General features: G+C 36.1%; 17 protein-coding genes. 1 reads left to right on the forward strand and 16 read right to left on the reverse strand.

Annotated features, from left to right (window positions below):
• Nucleotides 1-13: 13 nt before the first annotated feature.
• Both dapB and NSS71_RS09375 read right to left on the reverse strand, forming a co-directional pair.
• Nucleotides 14-814, reverse strand: coding sequence for a 4-hydroxy-tetrahydrodipicolinate reductase (gene dapB, locus NSS71_RS09370; protein ID WP_341151600.1), 801 nt, complete (start codon nt 812-814; stop codon nt 14-16).
• A 30-nt stretch (nt 815-844) separates the two neighbouring features.
• Nucleotides 845-1,177: a nucleotide pyrophosphohydrolase gene (locus tag NSS71_RS09375; RefSeq protein ID WP_047940381.1), complete on the reverse strand. Its 333-nt coding sequence runs from the start codon at nt 1,175-1,177 to the stop codon at nt 845-847.
• Between the two features lie 232 nt (nt 1,178-1,409).
• On the opposite strand from NSS71_RS09375, the gene NSS71_RS09380 reads away from it, so the two are divergent.
• A complete protein-coding gene (locus NSS71_RS09380; RefSeq protein WP_047940380.1) occupies nt 1,410-2,288 on the forward strand; it encodes a YitT family protein in 879 nt (292 codons plus the stop codon).
• An 83-nt stretch (nt 2,289-2,371) separates the two neighbouring features.
• Here NSS71_RS09380 and NSS71_RS09385 read toward each other — a convergent pair whose 3' ends face one another.
• The 14 genes from NSS71_RS09385 to aroC form a co-directional block, all read right to left on the reverse strand.
• Nucleotides 2,372-3,406 (reverse strand): serine hydrolase domain-containing protein, encoded by a 1,035-nt coding sequence (locus NSS71_RS09385; protein WP_047940379.1) that lies wholly within the window; start codon nt 3,404-3,406, stop codon nt 2,372-2,374.
• 132 nt (nt 3,407-3,538) lie between these two features.
• A complete protein-coding gene (locus NSS71_RS09390) occupies nt 3,539-4,723 on the reverse strand; it encodes an MFS transporter (RefSeq protein ID WP_144544932.1) in 1,185 nt (394 codons plus the stop codon).
• Nucleotides 4,724-5,035: 312 nt separating this feature from the next.
• On the reverse strand, nt 5,036-5,710 hold the full coding sequence (locus tag NSS71_RS09395; RefSeq protein ID WP_047940378.1) for a zinc metallopeptidase: 675 nt from the start codon (nt 5,708-5,710) through the stop codon (nt 5,036-5,038).
• 67 nt (nt 5,711-5,777) lie between these two features.
• Nucleotides 5,778-6,578 carry a sporulation protein YpjB gene (ypjB, locus tag NSS71_RS09400; RefSeq protein WP_047940377.1) on the reverse strand — a complete coding sequence of 267 codons (801 nt, stop codon included), beginning with the start codon at nt 6,576-6,578 and terminating at the stop codon, nt 5,778-5,780.
• A gap of 73 nt (nt 6,579-6,651) precedes the next feature.
• Nucleotides 6,652-7,245, reverse strand: coding sequence for a DUF1405 domain-containing protein (locus NSS71_RS09405; protein ID WP_047940376.1), 594 nt, complete (start codon nt 7,243-7,245; stop codon nt 6,652-6,654).
• A 125-nt stretch (nt 7,246-7,370) separates the two neighbouring features.
• Entirely contained in the window at nt 7,371-7,916 is a 546-nt protein-coding gene (locus NSS71_RS09410; RefSeq protein ID WP_047940375.1) for a ReoY family proteolytic degradation factor, read from the reverse strand.
• Between the two features lie 138 nt (nt 7,917-8,054).
• Entirely contained in the window at nt 8,055-9,317 is a 1,263-nt protein-coding gene (locus NSS71_RS09415) for a tetratricopeptide repeat protein (RefSeq protein WP_047940374.1), read from the reverse strand.
• Nucleotides 9,318-9,341: 24 nt separating this feature from the next.
• Nucleotides 9,342-10,241 carry a hypothetical protein gene (locus tag NSS71_RS09420; protein ID WP_047940373.1) on the reverse strand — a complete coding sequence of 300 codons (900 nt, stop codon included), beginning with the start codon at nt 10,239-10,241 and terminating at the stop codon, nt 9,342-9,344.
• A 139-nt stretch (nt 10,242-10,380) separates the two neighbouring features.
• Nucleotides 10,381-11,673, reverse strand: coding sequence for a 3-phosphoshikimate 1-carboxyvinyltransferase (aroA, locus tag NSS71_RS09425; RefSeq protein ID WP_047940372.1), 1,293 nt, complete (start codon nt 11,671-11,673; stop codon nt 10,381-10,383).
• 15 nt (nt 11,674-11,688) lie between these two features.
• Nucleotides 11,689-12,792 (reverse strand): prephenate dehydrogenase, encoded by a 1,104-nt coding sequence (locus tag NSS71_RS09430; RefSeq protein WP_047940371.1) that lies wholly within the window; start codon nt 12,790-12,792, stop codon nt 11,689-11,691.
• A gap of 27 nt (nt 12,793-12,819) precedes the next feature.
• Entirely contained in the window at nt 12,820-13,923 is a 1,104-nt protein-coding gene (hisC, locus tag NSS71_RS09435; protein ID WP_047940370.1) for a histidinol-phosphate transaminase, read from the reverse strand.
• A 16-nt stretch (nt 13,924-13,939) separates the two neighbouring features.
• Entirely contained in the window at nt 13,940-14,305 is a 366-nt protein-coding gene (aroH, locus tag NSS71_RS09440; RefSeq protein ID WP_047940369.1) for a chorismate mutase, read from the reverse strand.
• The gene (aroB, locus tag NSS71_RS09445) at nt 14,306-15,388 is read right to left on the reverse strand and encodes a 3-dehydroquinate synthase (RefSeq protein WP_341151601.1); all 1,083 of its coding nucleotides are present in this window, start codon (nt 15,386-15,388) and stop codon (nt 14,306-14,308) included.
• Nucleotides 15,388-16,560 carry a chorismate synthase gene (gene aroC / locus NSS71_RS09450; protein WP_341151602.1) on the reverse strand — a complete coding sequence of 391 codons (1,173 nt, stop codon included), beginning with the start codon at nt 16,558-16,560 and terminating at the stop codon, nt 15,388-15,390. The genes aroB and aroC overlap by 1 nt, the downstream gene beginning before the upstream one ends.
• Nucleotides 16,561-16,675 lie beyond the last annotated feature (115 nt).

Consider the following 16,675-nt stretch of genomic DNA (forward strand, 5'->3'; position numbering starts at 1 on the left):
CCTAATTCCACTCCTACTCCATAATATTTTCTAAACCGTATATCAATACATTTACCTTTAATACCTCTTCTACTGCAAATTTAACACCTGACATAAAGGAAGCCCGATTATAAGAATCATGTCTAATGGTTAATGACTCTCCATCTGATCCGAACATAACCTGTTGATGGGCAATTAAGCCTGGCAGACGTGTAGAGTGTATTCTCATTCCATCAAAATCTGCGCCTCTTGCTCCTGGAATGGTCTCTTTTTCGTCTGGATGACCTTGTTTCTTGCTTTCTCTTACTTCCGCAATAAGCTCGGCTGTTTTTACAGCAGTTCCAGATGGTGCATCCAGTTTTTGATCATGATGCATTTCCATAATTTCCACATCTGCAAAATAGCGTGCAGCCATTTTAGAGAATTTCATCATTAACACAGCACCCAAAGCAAAATTTGGCGCAATGATACAGCCGCGATTCATTTCTTCACATAATTTTTCTAATTCGGCTAAGTTTTCTTTAGTAAATCCGGTTGTTCCTACTACTGGTCTAACGCCATAGCTTAAAGCTGTTTTAGCATGATGCATCCCGAACTCAGGCGTTGTTAAATCAATAAGTACATCCGGCTTTTCTGTTTGTAGACATGTTTCTATATCCGTATATACTGGTACATCATAAGAAGCAAAGCCTTCTATCTCTTTTAAGCTTTTCCCCTCATTCTTATGATCTAAAACTGCAACAAGTTCAAAATTCTCTGTTCTTCCCATTAAATAAACTGCTTCTTTTCCCATTCTGCCTCTAGGTCCTGCGATTACGATTTTTACTTTATTCAATGTCCTAACTCCTTAGTATGTATTTTGTCTTTATTGATCTTTTCTTGTCCAACGATCTTTATCTCGTGTATTAAATTTATGCATAACACGATTATGCGCTTCTTCTAAATCGATATTAAGTGAATTGGCTAAACAAGTTAACACGAACAGCATATCCCCCATTTCATCCGTAATTTCTTTCTCTGTTTCCGTTTCTTTTTTTGGTTTCTCCCCATAGTAATGGTTTACTTCTCTAGCCAGCTCTCCTAACTCTTCTGTCAGACGGGCAAGCATAGCCAGCGGACTGAAATAACCTTCTTTAAATTGTCCTATGTATTCATCTACTTCTCTTTGTATGTCTTTCACCGTTTTTTCCTGATTCAATATAAGCACCTCTAGTCAATAAGTAATCTTATCCAATTCCATGTTAGCTAATCTAAACCATTTTTACAAACATTTTTGACGATATTGATATAAGTACCTAAAAATGCTTGTCTTTATTTACCTAACATTATTTTTTCTTGCTTATCTGCTAGATTGCCCAACTGCATGTGATTCGATATAATGGATACGCTAATAATAATAATGCATTTTGTCTAAGAAAGAAGGCGAGTCGATGTTTAAAAGTATTAAAGTTAAAAATATCTTGTTCATCCTTTTAGGATCTGCGATATTTTCCTTCGGTATTGTTCATTTCAATATGCAGAACAATTTAGCAGAAGGCGGTTTTACTGGTATTACGCTTTTATTATATGCATTATGGAATTGGGATCCTTCCATCACAAATTTACTGCTAAATATCCCTTTATTTTTTATTGGATGGAAGTTATTAGGAAGAAATGTTTTTATTTACACGATTATTGGAACCGTAGCAGTGTCTATTTTCCTCTGGTTTTTTCAGCTTCCAAAGATCGAGTTACATATTCCCCTCACTGAAGATTTGACTCTAGCTGCTTTATTTGCAGGAACATTCATTGGTGTCGGCTTAGGTATTATTTTCCGCTATGGAGGGACAACTGGCGGAGTTGATATTATAGCTAGATTAGGGTTTAAGTATTTCGGATGGAGTATGGGAAAAACCATGTTCTTTTTTGACTTTTGTGTCATTACGCTTTCGTTGATCACCTATCTATCATACAGAGAAGCAATGTATACATTGGTTGCTGTTTTTGTTGGGGCAAGAGTAATCGACTTTATTCAAGAAGGCGCATATGCAGCTAGAGGAGCAATGATCATTTCTGACGATAACGAAAAAATCGCTAATAAGATAATGAGTGGAATGGATCGTGGTGTTACTGTATTAAAAGGACATGGTTCTTTTACTAAACAAGATCGCGAAGTACTTTATTGTGTTGTCGCAAAAACAGAAATTGTTCGTTTAAAAAGCATCATTACAAGCATAGATCCACATGCATTTGTATCGGTTAGTGTCGTCCATGACGTAATGGGTGAAGGTTTCACTTTAGATGAATATAAACAGCCTCTCGAGAAATAAACTAAAAAATTGTATTCACTTTGCATTTAATGAAAGAAAATACTCGCAACGATGAATACAATTTTTTTGTTCTTACTATTGACTTAATAATCATTGCCAAAAATAGAATGATAGATCTCTCCTATTATCCCTTTCATTTGATGTACACCTAAATCAGTATTTGTCATAATTATCGCGCCTTTTTTTAATAATGGGTAAGCTACAAGCATGCTCTGAAACCCAATCCCCCATCCTAATGAAGAAATTTCCACCTCGTTATTAGAACTATCTAAAAACACGCTCAGTCCGATCCAATTTTTGTTCCCTTGCGGACTGATTATATCCTTAGCATTTTTTCTCGATAATCCTAATTGACTTCTACCTTCCAAAGCATTCATTAATTCCAATACTAAAATCGCTAAATCAGCGGGAGTAGTCCAAATACCACAGGCTGCTGGATAAGGATAAAAGGGGTAGTTTCCGTAGACAATCTGTCCTTTTTTATCATGACCAGAAGAAATATTTTCGACACCTCTTATATCAATACAGCTCTGATTCATATGTAAAGGCTGAAAGAGAAATTCTTTTAATACTATGTGAAAAGATTTCTGCAAAGTATCTTCAATCAGTTGTTGAATAATGCAAAAGCCAGCGTCCGAGTAATGAAATGCACTCATTGGTTCACAACTAATCTGTATTTTCTGCCGATTGAATACGGAAGTTCCTTCTAATATGTCTATCATAGGAGGAACCTCCTCGTTTTCTTTCCATTCACTAAAACTACCTTCTGGGTCAATAATACCTGATTGGTGACTCAAAAGATCTCTTAAAGTTACTTTTTTGCCTTTTATCTGTTTATTTGCTGTTAAATGCCAGGAGCTAAGTTTAACATTAACATCTTCATCTAAATCAAGCAGTCCAGTCTCTACTAGCTTTAAAACCAGCATAGCTGTCACAAACTTGCTTATAGAAGCAGAATGGAAGCGTGTCTGTTCATTAATTTTATCCGTTTCACCTGATTCCTTCATGCCATACTGTTTGATACAACTAAGTTTTCCATCTTGTATTACCGCTATGCTTAAACCAGCTATCTTATAATGATTCATTCGTTCTTTTACATTTAGATTTGTTAGTGCCATCCCAACTCCTCCTATTTTCTTTTAGGGCAATTATAGCATAAAAAAACGAACGTACGATCTATTTAGATTATAATTATCTCAAAGCCGAAGCTTCTCTCGCCGTCTATAAGAAATGATATTCTAGCTATTACCTTATTTTAAAGAGGAATGAATTTCACTAACCCGCTTATCCGTCGGCAGTAAATATGTCAATATTCCTAATAGCGGCAGCAGGCTACAAATAATCATAATTGCTTGCAAACTAAATGCGTCTCCAATAACACCAAAGATTACTCCACCAAGTGCCCCCATTCCAAATGCTAACCCTACAATTAAGCCAGACACAAGGCCAATCATACCTGGAAGCAGCTCTTGTGCATAAACAACGGTCACACTGAAACTAGACTGTAAAATAAAGCCGATGATAAATAATATAGGTCCTATTAGCCAAAACGGCATATGTGGGAGCAGTATAGCAAACGGTGCAGATCCGATTAAAGAAAAGAGAAGAATCGTTCTTTTCCCAAAGCGGTCTGCCAATGGTCCACCAAGAAAAGTCCCAATTACACCAGCAAGTAAAAACACAAAAACGAATATTTGCGCATTTTCAATACTTAAGCCAAACTTCTCTATTAAATAAAAGTGAAGGAAATTACTCATTCCCGCTCCATACCACGAACGTGCAAATACAAGGAAAATTAATAAACATATTGCCAGAATAATTTCTTTATTAACAACAAATTCCCGCTTTCCTTGTTGTTTCCTTTGTGGATTTCTAATATACAATTCTCTCTTATACCAAGTTGATACTTGAAATAATACAATCATGCCAATTGTAGCTAGAAGAGTAAACCAAATGGTTCCGAATTGACCTGTTCGTACAAAAATAAAAGCAGTAAATACAGGTGCTAATGACTGACCTGCATTTCCGCCCACTTGATAAATTGATTGGGCAAGCCCGCGTTTCGCTCCGGCTGCCATATAAGAAACACGAGATCCTTCTGGATGGAAGATAGCGGAACCAAATCCAATAAATAAAACGGATAATAAGACCAAGTAAAAATTTGGAGCGAGAGAAAGGCCCAGCATTCCGATTAAGCTTGAGAACATTGCAATCGGCAATAAATATGGTGCTGGCCTTTTATCTGCCAAAACACCAAACACAGGTTGTAAAATAGAGGATGTAATGTTTAATGCAAAGGCAATCCAACCAATTTGTGTATAATTTAATTCCATTGACTTTTGGATAACAGGAAATAAGGCAGGCACAACCGATTGCATACAATCATTCAAAAAATGTCCAAGACTTATCGCAAATAAAATCCGATAAATAGTCATCTCCTGCCGCTTTTTCCCTTGTACATATTCAGCAGTTTGCAAAAAAACCCTTCTTTCTTTTGTTTTCTTTTATGTAAATGGCATTGTTTATTATACACCTAGCATCTTTTAAAATCTATAATTTTCTAAAAACTCAAAATTCAAAGAACTTGATTCATCAAGATATTTCTCTCCCATAAAAAGTTCCGTGTAATACCACAAATCTTCTTTTTTGATGGAGAAAAAACCCAACCAATGATACGAAAGGCTTTCGTATCATTGGTTGGGTTTAGTTTCGACTGGATAAATTAAAGCCCAGCTTATTTTTAATTTCTATTCATCTCTTAACATTCCTGTATAAATCAACAGCAAACGAACTAGTTCGAGAACAGCAACTGCTGCCGCTGCCACATATGTTAATGCTGCTGCATTCAACACTTTTTTCGTTTCTCTTTCCTCATCGTTTCTTATAATCCCTAATGACACAACTTGATCCATCGCACGGTTAGATGCGTTAAATTCCACTGGAAGTGTAACAAATTGAAACAATACGCCGGCCGCCATTAAGATGATACCTAATAACATCATCTCTGGAAGTCTTGCAAACATTCCAATTAAGATAAATATCCACGATGCATTGCTTCCAAAATTAGCAACTGGAACTAATGTAGAACGAAAACGTAAGAAAGAGTATTCTTGCTGATCTTGGATAGCATGACCAACTTCATGTGCTGCAATAGCAGCAGCTGCTACTGAATGCCCATGATAGTTATCAGTAGATAAACGGACAACTTTAGAACGGGGATCATAATGGTCAGACAATACCCCTCTTGTTTCCTCGACAGATACATCATAAAGCCCATTAGAATCTAATATTCTTCTCGCTACCTCTCTACCGGACATATGGGAGGAAGAAGCTACTTTGGAATATTTTTTGTATGCACTCTTCACCTTCATTTGTGCCCAAATAGGGATGAGAATTATTAGAATAAAATATATAAAAATCATGTTTTTCCCCCTATTATTTCTTGTAGTATATTTTTATTGTAAGCAGGAAAAACACCAAAGTCAAATATTATCCCTTTTTTGTTTTTCTTTTTTCCGCTTTATCCCCGAGATATTTCCGCCAGCCAACGTAGGATAAAGTAAGGATAATAATACTTCCGGTCGAAATAATTACCCACCATAAAGAGGGATCTGCCTCATCTTCATAGAGTTGATTAAAAACATCCTGCAATTCACTTTCTAATTGGGTTACTTCCTCCAAATCGCCTTGTTGATTAAAAACTTGTAATCGATACGTATTCATAAACTCTACAAGGGAGTTTAATTCTTGAAATTGTGCGGCGGAAACATCCAGCTTAAGACTTGGATAAATAATTTGATATAACGATAGAAAAGAATCTAACTTTTCATCAAATTTTTCCTTATCATCTAAAAGGATAGCATCCTTCATCTCTCGATAGGTTGACATAACAGGTTCTTCCATCTGTGTCCATAAAGGTTGTTCACCTGATGAAACAGCATCAACCGCCAATCGAAATTTCGTTACCGAATTTATCCGTTCGTCATTTTTAATTGATTGATTAGTGATTGCCTCTACCGCTTCATCATGTGTACCAGTTAAAATCCTCCGTTCATCTACTGTAAATGGACTTCCATTTACACTAACTGAGCTAAACTGGTTCGAAAAATAATCAAGAATTTTTTTTGCATCCTCATAACGTTCTGATCGTACAAGCTGTAATACCTCATCTGAAAGCGTATCTAGTTCATCCAATTCCTTTGCAGGCGTTTTTTGGTCTGCATATACAGAAAAAGAAATAGGCAAAAGTAAAATCAATATCATTAACAACATAACCAATTTAGCCTTCATTCTTGTCCCTCCTCTATCTACTATTAAAAATGTATGATGAGTTGGACAAGGTTAGACTAAAAAAAATGCAATTCTATTGAATCCTCCATTGTAATTCCTCGCTCTTTTTATAGGCATAATAGGCAATCGATAGACTTAAAACACTGAGCCAGAAAGTAAAGTAGCCGATATTTGCCATATATTGATCTAATACACTATATTTAGGCATCATTTTAAACACATAATCTATCACATCATTATGCAATGTCCAAATCGCTACGAGAATAATATGCCCCCATTTAAAACGATAAAAAGGAATATATAATAATCCTTGAATGGCCATTGCCCCATGTGAAATAATGAGCATCCATGAATCAATGCCAATTTTTCCTGTTTCAAAATAAACAAGGAAGTTCATAACTACTGCCCATATACCATATTTAAATAATGTTACTACTGCCAGCGCTTCCATTAGCGGCCAGTTTTTTCTCCATAAAAACGCGATCAATACTAGCACAAAAAAAAGGCTTGCCGTTGGACTATCAGGTACAAACAATAAAAATTTCGCCGGTGTTTCCGCCAACTGATATCTATACCAATAATAGCCATAAACCGTTCCGAAGAGGTTAATAGCGAGTAATAGTCCAATAAAAGATCGATTACTTAATATCATGTAAATGCTTCTCACACTTTTTCTCCTTTTTCTATCTTTATCGTCCTATTTTACCATAGTTTATAAAGTATCGGAAAATCTATCGATATTAAAATAATCCCGCAAAGTCTATTATCAGCTTTACGGGACTAACTGCTTTTTCATTTATTTTGAAAGAACTTCAATTGATTTGTTAAGGTAATAAACATCTCTTTATCGCCATTGTCTAATGCCTCATCAATTAATTGGAGAAGTTTTTCTTTTTGGAATTTTTCTATACTCTTCACTAAAAATTGTTCTGCAATCATTTTATCTTTTTCGGTAATTTGCAGTTTTTTCGGCATAAATGGATTTTCAACTAACACAGCTGCATATTGATGAACTTGATTCGATGCATAAAAATTAAGCTGAATATAAATATCTTCATCACGATTAAGGCGGATATCATGAAAAGACTTTTCTGCATCTGTAGTCATCACATTTTCTTTATAAAATCTAAAAGGTACTTCATCTACACAATGCGTGGACATAATTAAACCTCTTGGACATTTCTCTGCATTTTCAACAAAATGGACTTTTTCCATCAATTGATCATGACTCATTAAATAATTTAAAATCCATACACATTCCCGTCTCTTCAATTGATAGTGATTCAAAAACCAACGAATGAAGTCTTTTTTCTCGTTGACAGATACAGGGGTTTTCATTTTGTAATTCCCTCCTCTGCTTGCAACAAATTTTTACTATCCAACCTGTTTTACCTGCGTCTAAGGAAATGACAATTCTCTTTGCACTTGATAAGCCTTTTGACAACGTTATTATTAAATCTGGTTCATCCAATAACTTTATTCGTTATCCGTAAGGCGTTGTAATATTTCAATATACTCTTCATTACTTGGATCTGTTTGTAAAAGCATATTAAAAATTTCGGCAGCATCCTTTCTTTTTCCTTCTTCTAAAAGAAAATATCCATAATCATATAGAAAATCTGGAAGTTCTTTAAAGAAAGTATATGCTAATTGATATTTGTTTAATGCCTCTGAATATTTTTCGATTCCATGAAATGCTTTAGCAGCATCCCAATGTAATTGAGGTTCTTCTATTTCTTGGTTATCCATCATCTCAATTAACTCTAGGACATCATCAAATCGATCTTGTGTTAAAAATAATTTATTTAATAAAAGAACTGCTTCTGTGTATTCAGGATCTATTGCAAGCGCTTCTCTAAAATGTTCCTCAGCCTTTTGCTCGTCACCACGTTTTAAAGCCAATTTACCACCATATAAGTACAAATCTTTATTAAACTCATCTTGCTTAATTCCCTCGATAACTGTATTATACGCTTCATTCAGCATTTCTTCCTGCTCATAGCTGCGAGCTAAATAGAGATATAAGGAATGATAAGAAGGATCTAGTGCTTTTACCTCTTCAAACCGATTTATAGCAATTGTATATAATCCTGCTTGCGATGCAGTCAAAGCAAGATTAAAGAGCGTATTAATCTCGACTTTTTCCTCGAGCGCTTTTTCATAATAAGGAATAGCATCTTCAAATGCTCCCCCAGCACTTAGATTATCTGCAATTCTCCCATTTATATTTACGCCAGCGATATTTTCCTCTTTCGGTAACACCTTTTGGTAGGACTTAATCGCCTCGGTAATTTTTCCTTGTTCTGCATATAATTCACCTAACGCAAAATCGATAATTACTTCATCTGGTAAAATTTTTTGCGCTTCTTTTAGTTTTTGTTCGCTAACCTCATATAACCCATCCATTTGATAGAGATCAGCAAGCAATAGCAAAGCTTGAGGAAATGAAGGATCATTCGGGTTTAATTGTTCTAAATAAGAAATCGCGGCTTCTTCATTGCCTATTTCCATTTCTACTTCCGCAGCAAGAACAAGTAATTCCCCTTCTTCTGGGTAAGCTTCCAGTAAAACTAAGAATAAATCTTTAGCTTCCTCCAAAAAGCCTAACTGAAATAATTCTTCACCCAGCACAAACCTTTCTTCATTATTTCCCGATTTTAATACATCCTGGTAATATTTTAATGCTTTGTCTTGTTGACCGTCCTCTAATAAAGAAATAATTTCATTAACTCTTTCCATATAATAATCCTCTCTAATCCCCTTCTATACTGTCAGGAAGGAAGGTACTTTTACTTCCAGTAATTCACCAAATCCAGGGCGGTAAAACACTTTATCCCCCGCTCGAATACATTTGCCTTTGTGTATGGTCATTTGTATTCTATCATAATGATAATGAAACAAATCATTTTCTTCAATATTTATGATTGAATCATCCATAGCAAATAAATTATATGTTACTTCTCCACCTTGATACACATTCCCTTTAAATGGATATATCCCCATTTTCACTAAATCATGATAATCTATTGCTATTCCTTCATTTATCTCATGGGGAATAGAGGGTATTTTAACATCTCTCATTAAGATTGACCACATATTTTGTGCTATTTTCTTTTCTTGTGGATCTTTCGTTAAAAAAATCGGAACTAATGGAGCGTTATAGGGGAACAGGGCTTCTTTTATCCATCCCCAAGGTACTTGGTATAACGCTTTTATATCTTCTACCTCGATAAATATAACAGGGATTTTTTCTCTTTTGCATCCTCGTATAAAACTTGGTGATAGCAGTTTTAAAGGAATTTTCACTCCAGCAACATAATCAATCGCACAGTTTAACAAAGGATTCTTCATTTTTTTCACTTGTAACGGCAATTCCCTTTCTCTGTTAACCTCTAAATAAAACAGCAAGGTTGTACACCCTTTTTTAATTAAATTTTCTTCAATGTATTGTTTTTGTTGAGTATAGGAAAGAATTCGCGTGACGTGATTATCAAGCATAACTGTGGTGGGAGTCATCATATAAGGGGAACCATCCATTCGCATATATTGATAAGAGTGAAATGTATCTCTCATCAATTCCACCCTGTTATCCTCAATTAGAATGGAGGTCTTTTTTACTCGCTGCCTCTTTAATAAATGTATATTTTCGATGATATACTGCATCCTAAATCACCACCTAGTCTTTTTAAGACAAGCTATGATTTAAAGTTTGCAAATATTCCTCCTGCATGATTTTAATCTTATTTATCGTCAGGAAAAAAATCGCCGATAAACATAATATGTTCATCGACGTCCTCTGTTATTATCCATTTGATAATGCATTGAGATGCTCGAAAAACGAAGGATAAGATACTGAAATTGCCTTAGCATTTTGAAGGATAAGTTCTCCTTCACAAATCTGTGCAGCAATCGCCAGCATCATACCGATACGATGATCTCCATGAGAATCCACTTTCGTTCCGATAAGCTTCTTCCCTCCCCGGATAATCATCCCATCCTCCGTTGCTTGTATATCCGCACCTAATTTCTTTAACTCGGTTACTACTGTATCAATTCTATTCGTTTCCTTCACCTTAAGCTCATGAGCATCCTTTATAACCGTTTCCCCTTCAGCCTGGGTAGCTAATAAAGCAATAATTGGAATTTCATCAATTAACTTCGGAATAATCTCGCCCTCAATCGTTGTTCCCTTTAAATCACTTGTAGACACGGTAATCGTTCCTGTAGGTTCAAATACATCGGTATCATTTTTATGAATCTCCATGCATGCTCCCATATTATGAAGAACATCTAGTATACCAGTCCTAGTAGGATTAAGACCGACATTATTTAATGAAATTTTACTGTTAGGAACGATGCAGCCAGCTACAAGGAAGAAGGCTGCAGAAGAAATATCACCTGGGACATGAATATCAGTTCCAGAAAGCTTTTGAGCACCTTCTACAAAAATCTCCTTGTCTTTTCTGCTAATTTCGCCTCCAAATCGCTGGATCATTCTTTCGGTATGATCTCTAGTAGGTACGGGCTCTATTATTTTTGTAACTCCATCTGCATTCAGACCTGCAAATAAAATGGCTGATTTAACTTGAGCACTTGCTACTGGTAATCGATAGGTAATACTCTGTAAATTACCGCCTCGAACGGATAAAGGAGTATATTTTCCGTCTTCCCTGCCATCAATTTTTGCCCCCATTTCTCTTAGAGGAGCAACAACTCTTGTCATTGGCCGTTTGCCAATGGATGAATCACCAATTAGCGTACTATGAAATGGTAAACCGGATAATATTCCTGTTAGCAAGCGGATAGTTGTCCCTGAGTTCCCAACATCCAAAATATCTTTTGGCTCTTGTAATGCCTCCATTCCTTTTCCGTGTATTACCACTTCTTTTTCATTTTGTTCTATTAGTACACCTAGCTTCCGGAAACAAGCGATAGTACTTAAGCAGTCATCGCCTAATAGAAAATTTGTAACCGTTGTTTTCCCATTTGCTATCGATCCAAACATAATCGAGCGGTGAGAAATTGATTTGTCACCAGGGACTGCAATTTCTCCTTTTAAGCCTCGATTTTTTGTATTAAGTGTGATTAAGTCCAATAGCTTCACATCCTTCTATCCTATCGTAGTATCATAATTAGAATAGGCAGCGATACACTTCTGTGCTCTTATTCTATCTTCTTCGGTTTGAAAACTAATTGCCAGAATCCCGAATATCTCTTCTCTGGTTTCCATTATTCTAATATTCGTTATACTTATTTTTTCTTGAGCTAAATAACCTGTAATCTCAGATATAACCCCTGGATAATCCGGTACATCCACATATAAATCATAAAAAGCTGGGATTGCCCCTTTTTGATCTTGGGGCAAACCATCTCTTACCTTTTTCGCTCGGGAAAAATAGTCATATAATTCTTCGGCACGTTCATTTTCAATGAGAGTAAGGACTCTGTCCATTTCTTTTTTCCATTCATTCATTAACTCAATTAACACGTTTTTATTATGTATTAATATATCCCGCCACATAGAAGGGCTGCTAGAAGCGATTCTTGTAATGTCTCTAAATCCTCCGGCTGCTAACCTAGTTACTAGTTTATGCTTTTCACTAATCTGATCTGCTTGATGTACAAGTGATGCAGCAACTATATGCGGCATATGACTGATAGCCCCAGCTAACAAATCATGCTCTTCAGGAGAAATAACAAGAAATTTCGCATTTGTGCCTTGTAACCATTTTAATAAACACTGAACATGCTGATCCTCAATTTTTTCATGGGGAGTTAATAAATAAAAAGCATTTTCAAAAAGAAGTACTTTTGATGCTGAAACACCACTTTTATGGGAGCCAGCCATTGGATGTCCCCCAATAAAAGTAACGTTTTTATCTAATAGTACTTGTGACTTTTTTGTAATAACAGACTTAGTGCTTCCAACATCTGTGATTATAACTTTTTCTTTCAATTCTATTTTAGAAAGTATTTCGATGATTTTTTCTGTTTCTTTAACTGGTGTAGAAAGAATAATCAAATCAGCAGTTTTTGCACCTTCTTCAATCGTTGTTGAAAGATTATCAATAACCCCCATCATACTGGCTAATTTCAAATTATCCACGGAAATATCAAAACCTGTAATGATGCTTTCTGGGTGTTCTTTTTTTATACATAAAGCTAACGATCCACCTATAAGTCCTAAACCTATTATGAAGACGCGACCGTTCATTCTATCACCGCCTTCTATTCCCAATTGTTATTGCGCCACTTTCTTTTCAGCAAGAAACTGTTTCATTGCTTCAATCAAACCATCGTTTTCTTCTTTTGAGCCTATTGTAATTCGAACAGAGGTTGGATAATTCAATGGAACACCTGAACGGACAATATACCCTTTACTCATTAAGTATTGAAATACTTCATCCCCATCTATTTTGAAATCAACTAGCACAAAATTTGTTTGTGATGGGAAGTAGGATAAATTATTTTCCTCACAGAAACGATATAACTGTTCAAGACCTTCTCTATTTTTCTGACGACAAGATTCCACAAACTCTTGATCCTTTAGGGCTTCTTCTGTTGCAATCTGCCCTAATGTATTAACATTAAATGGTTCCCTTACCGGATCTAATGTGTTTAATAAGCTAGCATTGGCAACACCATATCCTACACGGAAACTTGCAAGACCATATATCTTTGAAAATGTTCGTAAAACGATTAGATTATTAAACTGTCGTGTAAGCGAAATAGCTTCATAATAATCTTCCGCCACTACATACTCGTAATACGCTTCATCAAGTACTACAAGCACATCCTCTGGAACTTTTTCTAGAAAAGCAAGTAAGTCCTTCTCAGGAATATATGTACCGGTTGGATTATTGGGACTGCATAGCCAGACAACACTAGTATTATCATCAATAGCTTTAAGCATTGCAGGCAGATCATGTTCTGCTTTTTCTGTTAGAGGAACTTCTCGAACCTCTGCTCCATCAACGACTGCATTATGCTTATATTGCCCGAATGTATGACTAGCCATTACCGTATTTAAGCCTGGTCTTAACAAGGCTCTAGATATCATTAAAATAATTTCATCTGAACCATTTCCTAATACTAGCTCTTCTGGTTTAACCTTTAAAAACTCAGCTAATGCATAGCGGAGGTTTGTTGCATATCCATCGGGATACAATGCATAAGAGCCATCGACTTTTTTTAAAGCCTCTAATACTTTTGGAGAACTCCCAAATGGATTCTCATTAGACGCAAGCTTAACAATATGATCGAGATTAAATTGTTTTTTCACTTCTTCTATCGTTCTACCAGGTTGGTAAGCTTTCAACCCTAAAAGCTGCTGTTTCCATTTCATTATATTCACCTCAAGTTTATTGTTTTGTTAAATCTGGTCTTAATTGAATCGCTTTTTCTAAATAAGTATGCTGTATTTCATCCTGCGGCAGCTCCGTGTTCCAATGCATCATAATCCGAATACACTTTTCTAATGCAAAAGGAACAGCTATTTCTTTCATACACATAACTGGAACATATGTCCAATCTTCTTGCATACGAATAATTTTAGCTGGGAAAGCAGCATTTATATCATCTGTAACCGACAAAAATACGGATGCTACATCACATGCCTTTATCTTATTTGCGTTTATCATCTCTTTAAAAAGTCTTTCTGTCGCAGAGAGAATTTCTGCTTCGATATTGTTTTTAACCGTTATTGCTCCTCTAACGCCTCTAATCATCTACTTCCCACCTTTAAATAACCCTAATTCTTCTCTAATTACCTCTTCAGTCACTTCTACTAGAACAGGAAAACCTATTTCTTTCAAAAGGACAAAACGTATTGTTCCATTTATAGATTTCTTATCCTGTCTCATTCGATCAATTAAACGTTCTATTTCCAGATCACTTGGAATATCACAAGTATATCCTAGCTGTTTAAGCCACTTTATATACTCCTCCATCGAAAATACTATGTCGTATTCTCGTTTGCTTAATCTTAACGCAAATATCATTCCAATCACGACAGCTTCTCCATGAGTAAATTTTCCATACCCCATCTCTGCCTCAATTGCATGCCCTAATGTATGCCCAAAATTCAAAAAGGCGCGTACGCTTGTTTCTCTTTCATCTTTTTCAACAATCGCTTGTTTAACAAGAATACCTTTCTCAAGAATTTCAGACCAATAAGCTATTTTTACTTGTGATAAATCACTTATCTTGCTATGTAGTTCTTGATAAAAGGTTATATCACTAATTAACGCATGCTTGATTACCTCTCCAAACCCAGATCGAAGTTCTTGAAGCGGCAGCGTAGATAGAAACGTTGTATCATAAAAAACAGCTTCTGGCTGATTAAAAACACCAATCATGTTTTTACCCAAAGGATGGTTTATAGCCGCTTTCCCGCCAACCGCACTATCATGAGCTAAAATAGTGGTTGGGATTTGAATAAAAGGAATTCCTCTCATAAAGGAAGCAGCTACATAGCCTGCTAAATCACCGACCGCTCCGCCACCTAATGCTAATACTAGCGATTTACGATCAAGGTGCTGTTCTAGCATATAGGTCAAACAAGCATAAAAAACATCGAAAGTTTTTGCCTTTTCTCCTGCTGGCACTATATAGCTAATGACAGGAAAGGAGGAAAGTTTCTTTTCTACCGTTTTCAGGTGCAACTTTTCAACTGACTCATCTGTAATAATTAAAACTTTTGTTACATCAACAAATTCCTTTTGCAGGAATGCCGAAAGCCCATCAATAACACGTTCTCCGATCCATACATCATATTGTTTCGACGTTGTTTGAATGGAAACAGTCTGCATTAGAATTCCCTCGCGTGTCTATTGTGCTCAGCAATATTAGCTGCAAGCCCTTCAAATCGATCAGCATAAAATTGATCGACAATAGCTGCAGCAAGCTCCCAAGCAACAGCATGCTCTGCTACTACGGATGCTGCTGGAACTGCACAACTATCACTGCGTTCAATGCTTGCTGTAAATTCTTCTTTTGTATCGATATCTACACTCTTTAATGGTTTATATAGGGTAGGAATTGGCTTCATAACGCCTCTTACAACAATTGGCATACCATTTGTCATTCCACCTTCTAAGCCGCCTAGACGGTTTGTTCTGCGAGAATAACCTTTTTCTTGATCCCATATGATCTCATCATGGACTTCACTTCCTGGCTTTCTAGCAGCTTCAAATCCTATCCCAATTTCTACTCCCTTAAATGCATTTATACTCATGATTGCAGCAGCAAGCTTCGCATCTAATTTACGGTCATAGTGTACATAACTTCCCACACCAATCGGCATACCTTCCACAATTACTTCTACTACACCGCCAATGGAATCGCCATTTGCTTTCGCTTCATCAATGGCATGCATCATTTTTAAGCCTGCTTCTTCATCTAAACAGCGAACAGGAGAATTTTCCGTAATTTCCTTAAGTTTTTCAATCGACTCATAATTAGTTATATTTGATTTTATACCACCAATTTCGACAACATGTGAGGCAACTTTAATCCCTAGTAAGTCAAGGAGCTTTTTCGCCACCGCCCCTGCTGCTACACGAACTGTCGTTTCACGGGCAGAAGATCTCTCTAATACATTTCTCATATCACGATGACCATATTTAATGGCGCCATTTAAATCTGCATGTCCTGGACGTGGACGACTTATTTTTCGTTTGATTTCGTTTGCTTCCGCTTCATCAATTGGATCCTGTCCCATAACTTTGGTCCAATGCTTCCAATCATTATTTTCTACAATCAATGAAACCGGTGAACCTAACGTATAGCCATGTCTAATACCGCCGCCAATTTCAACGGTATCGGTTTCTATTTGCATTCTTCTTCCTCTGCCATGCCCCTTTTGCCTTCTAGCTAACTCCTTATTTATATCTTCAGCTAATAAAGGCATTCCAGCCGGAAGTCCTTCGATAATTGTAATTAATTTGGGACCATGTGACTCCCCAGATGTTAAATATCTCATAATGAATCCTTTCTCCCTTCAACGCTTTAAAGTGATTATGTTCCAATATAACATACCAATCCTGTTATGAATAGTGAAAATCTAAAAATCCTCGTAAAATATTACCACGTGATTA

The organism is Niallia sp. FSL W8-0951 (genome assembly GCF_038006525.1).
GTDB lineage: Bacteria > Bacillota > Bacilli > Bacillales > Cytobacillaceae > Niallia > Niallia circulans.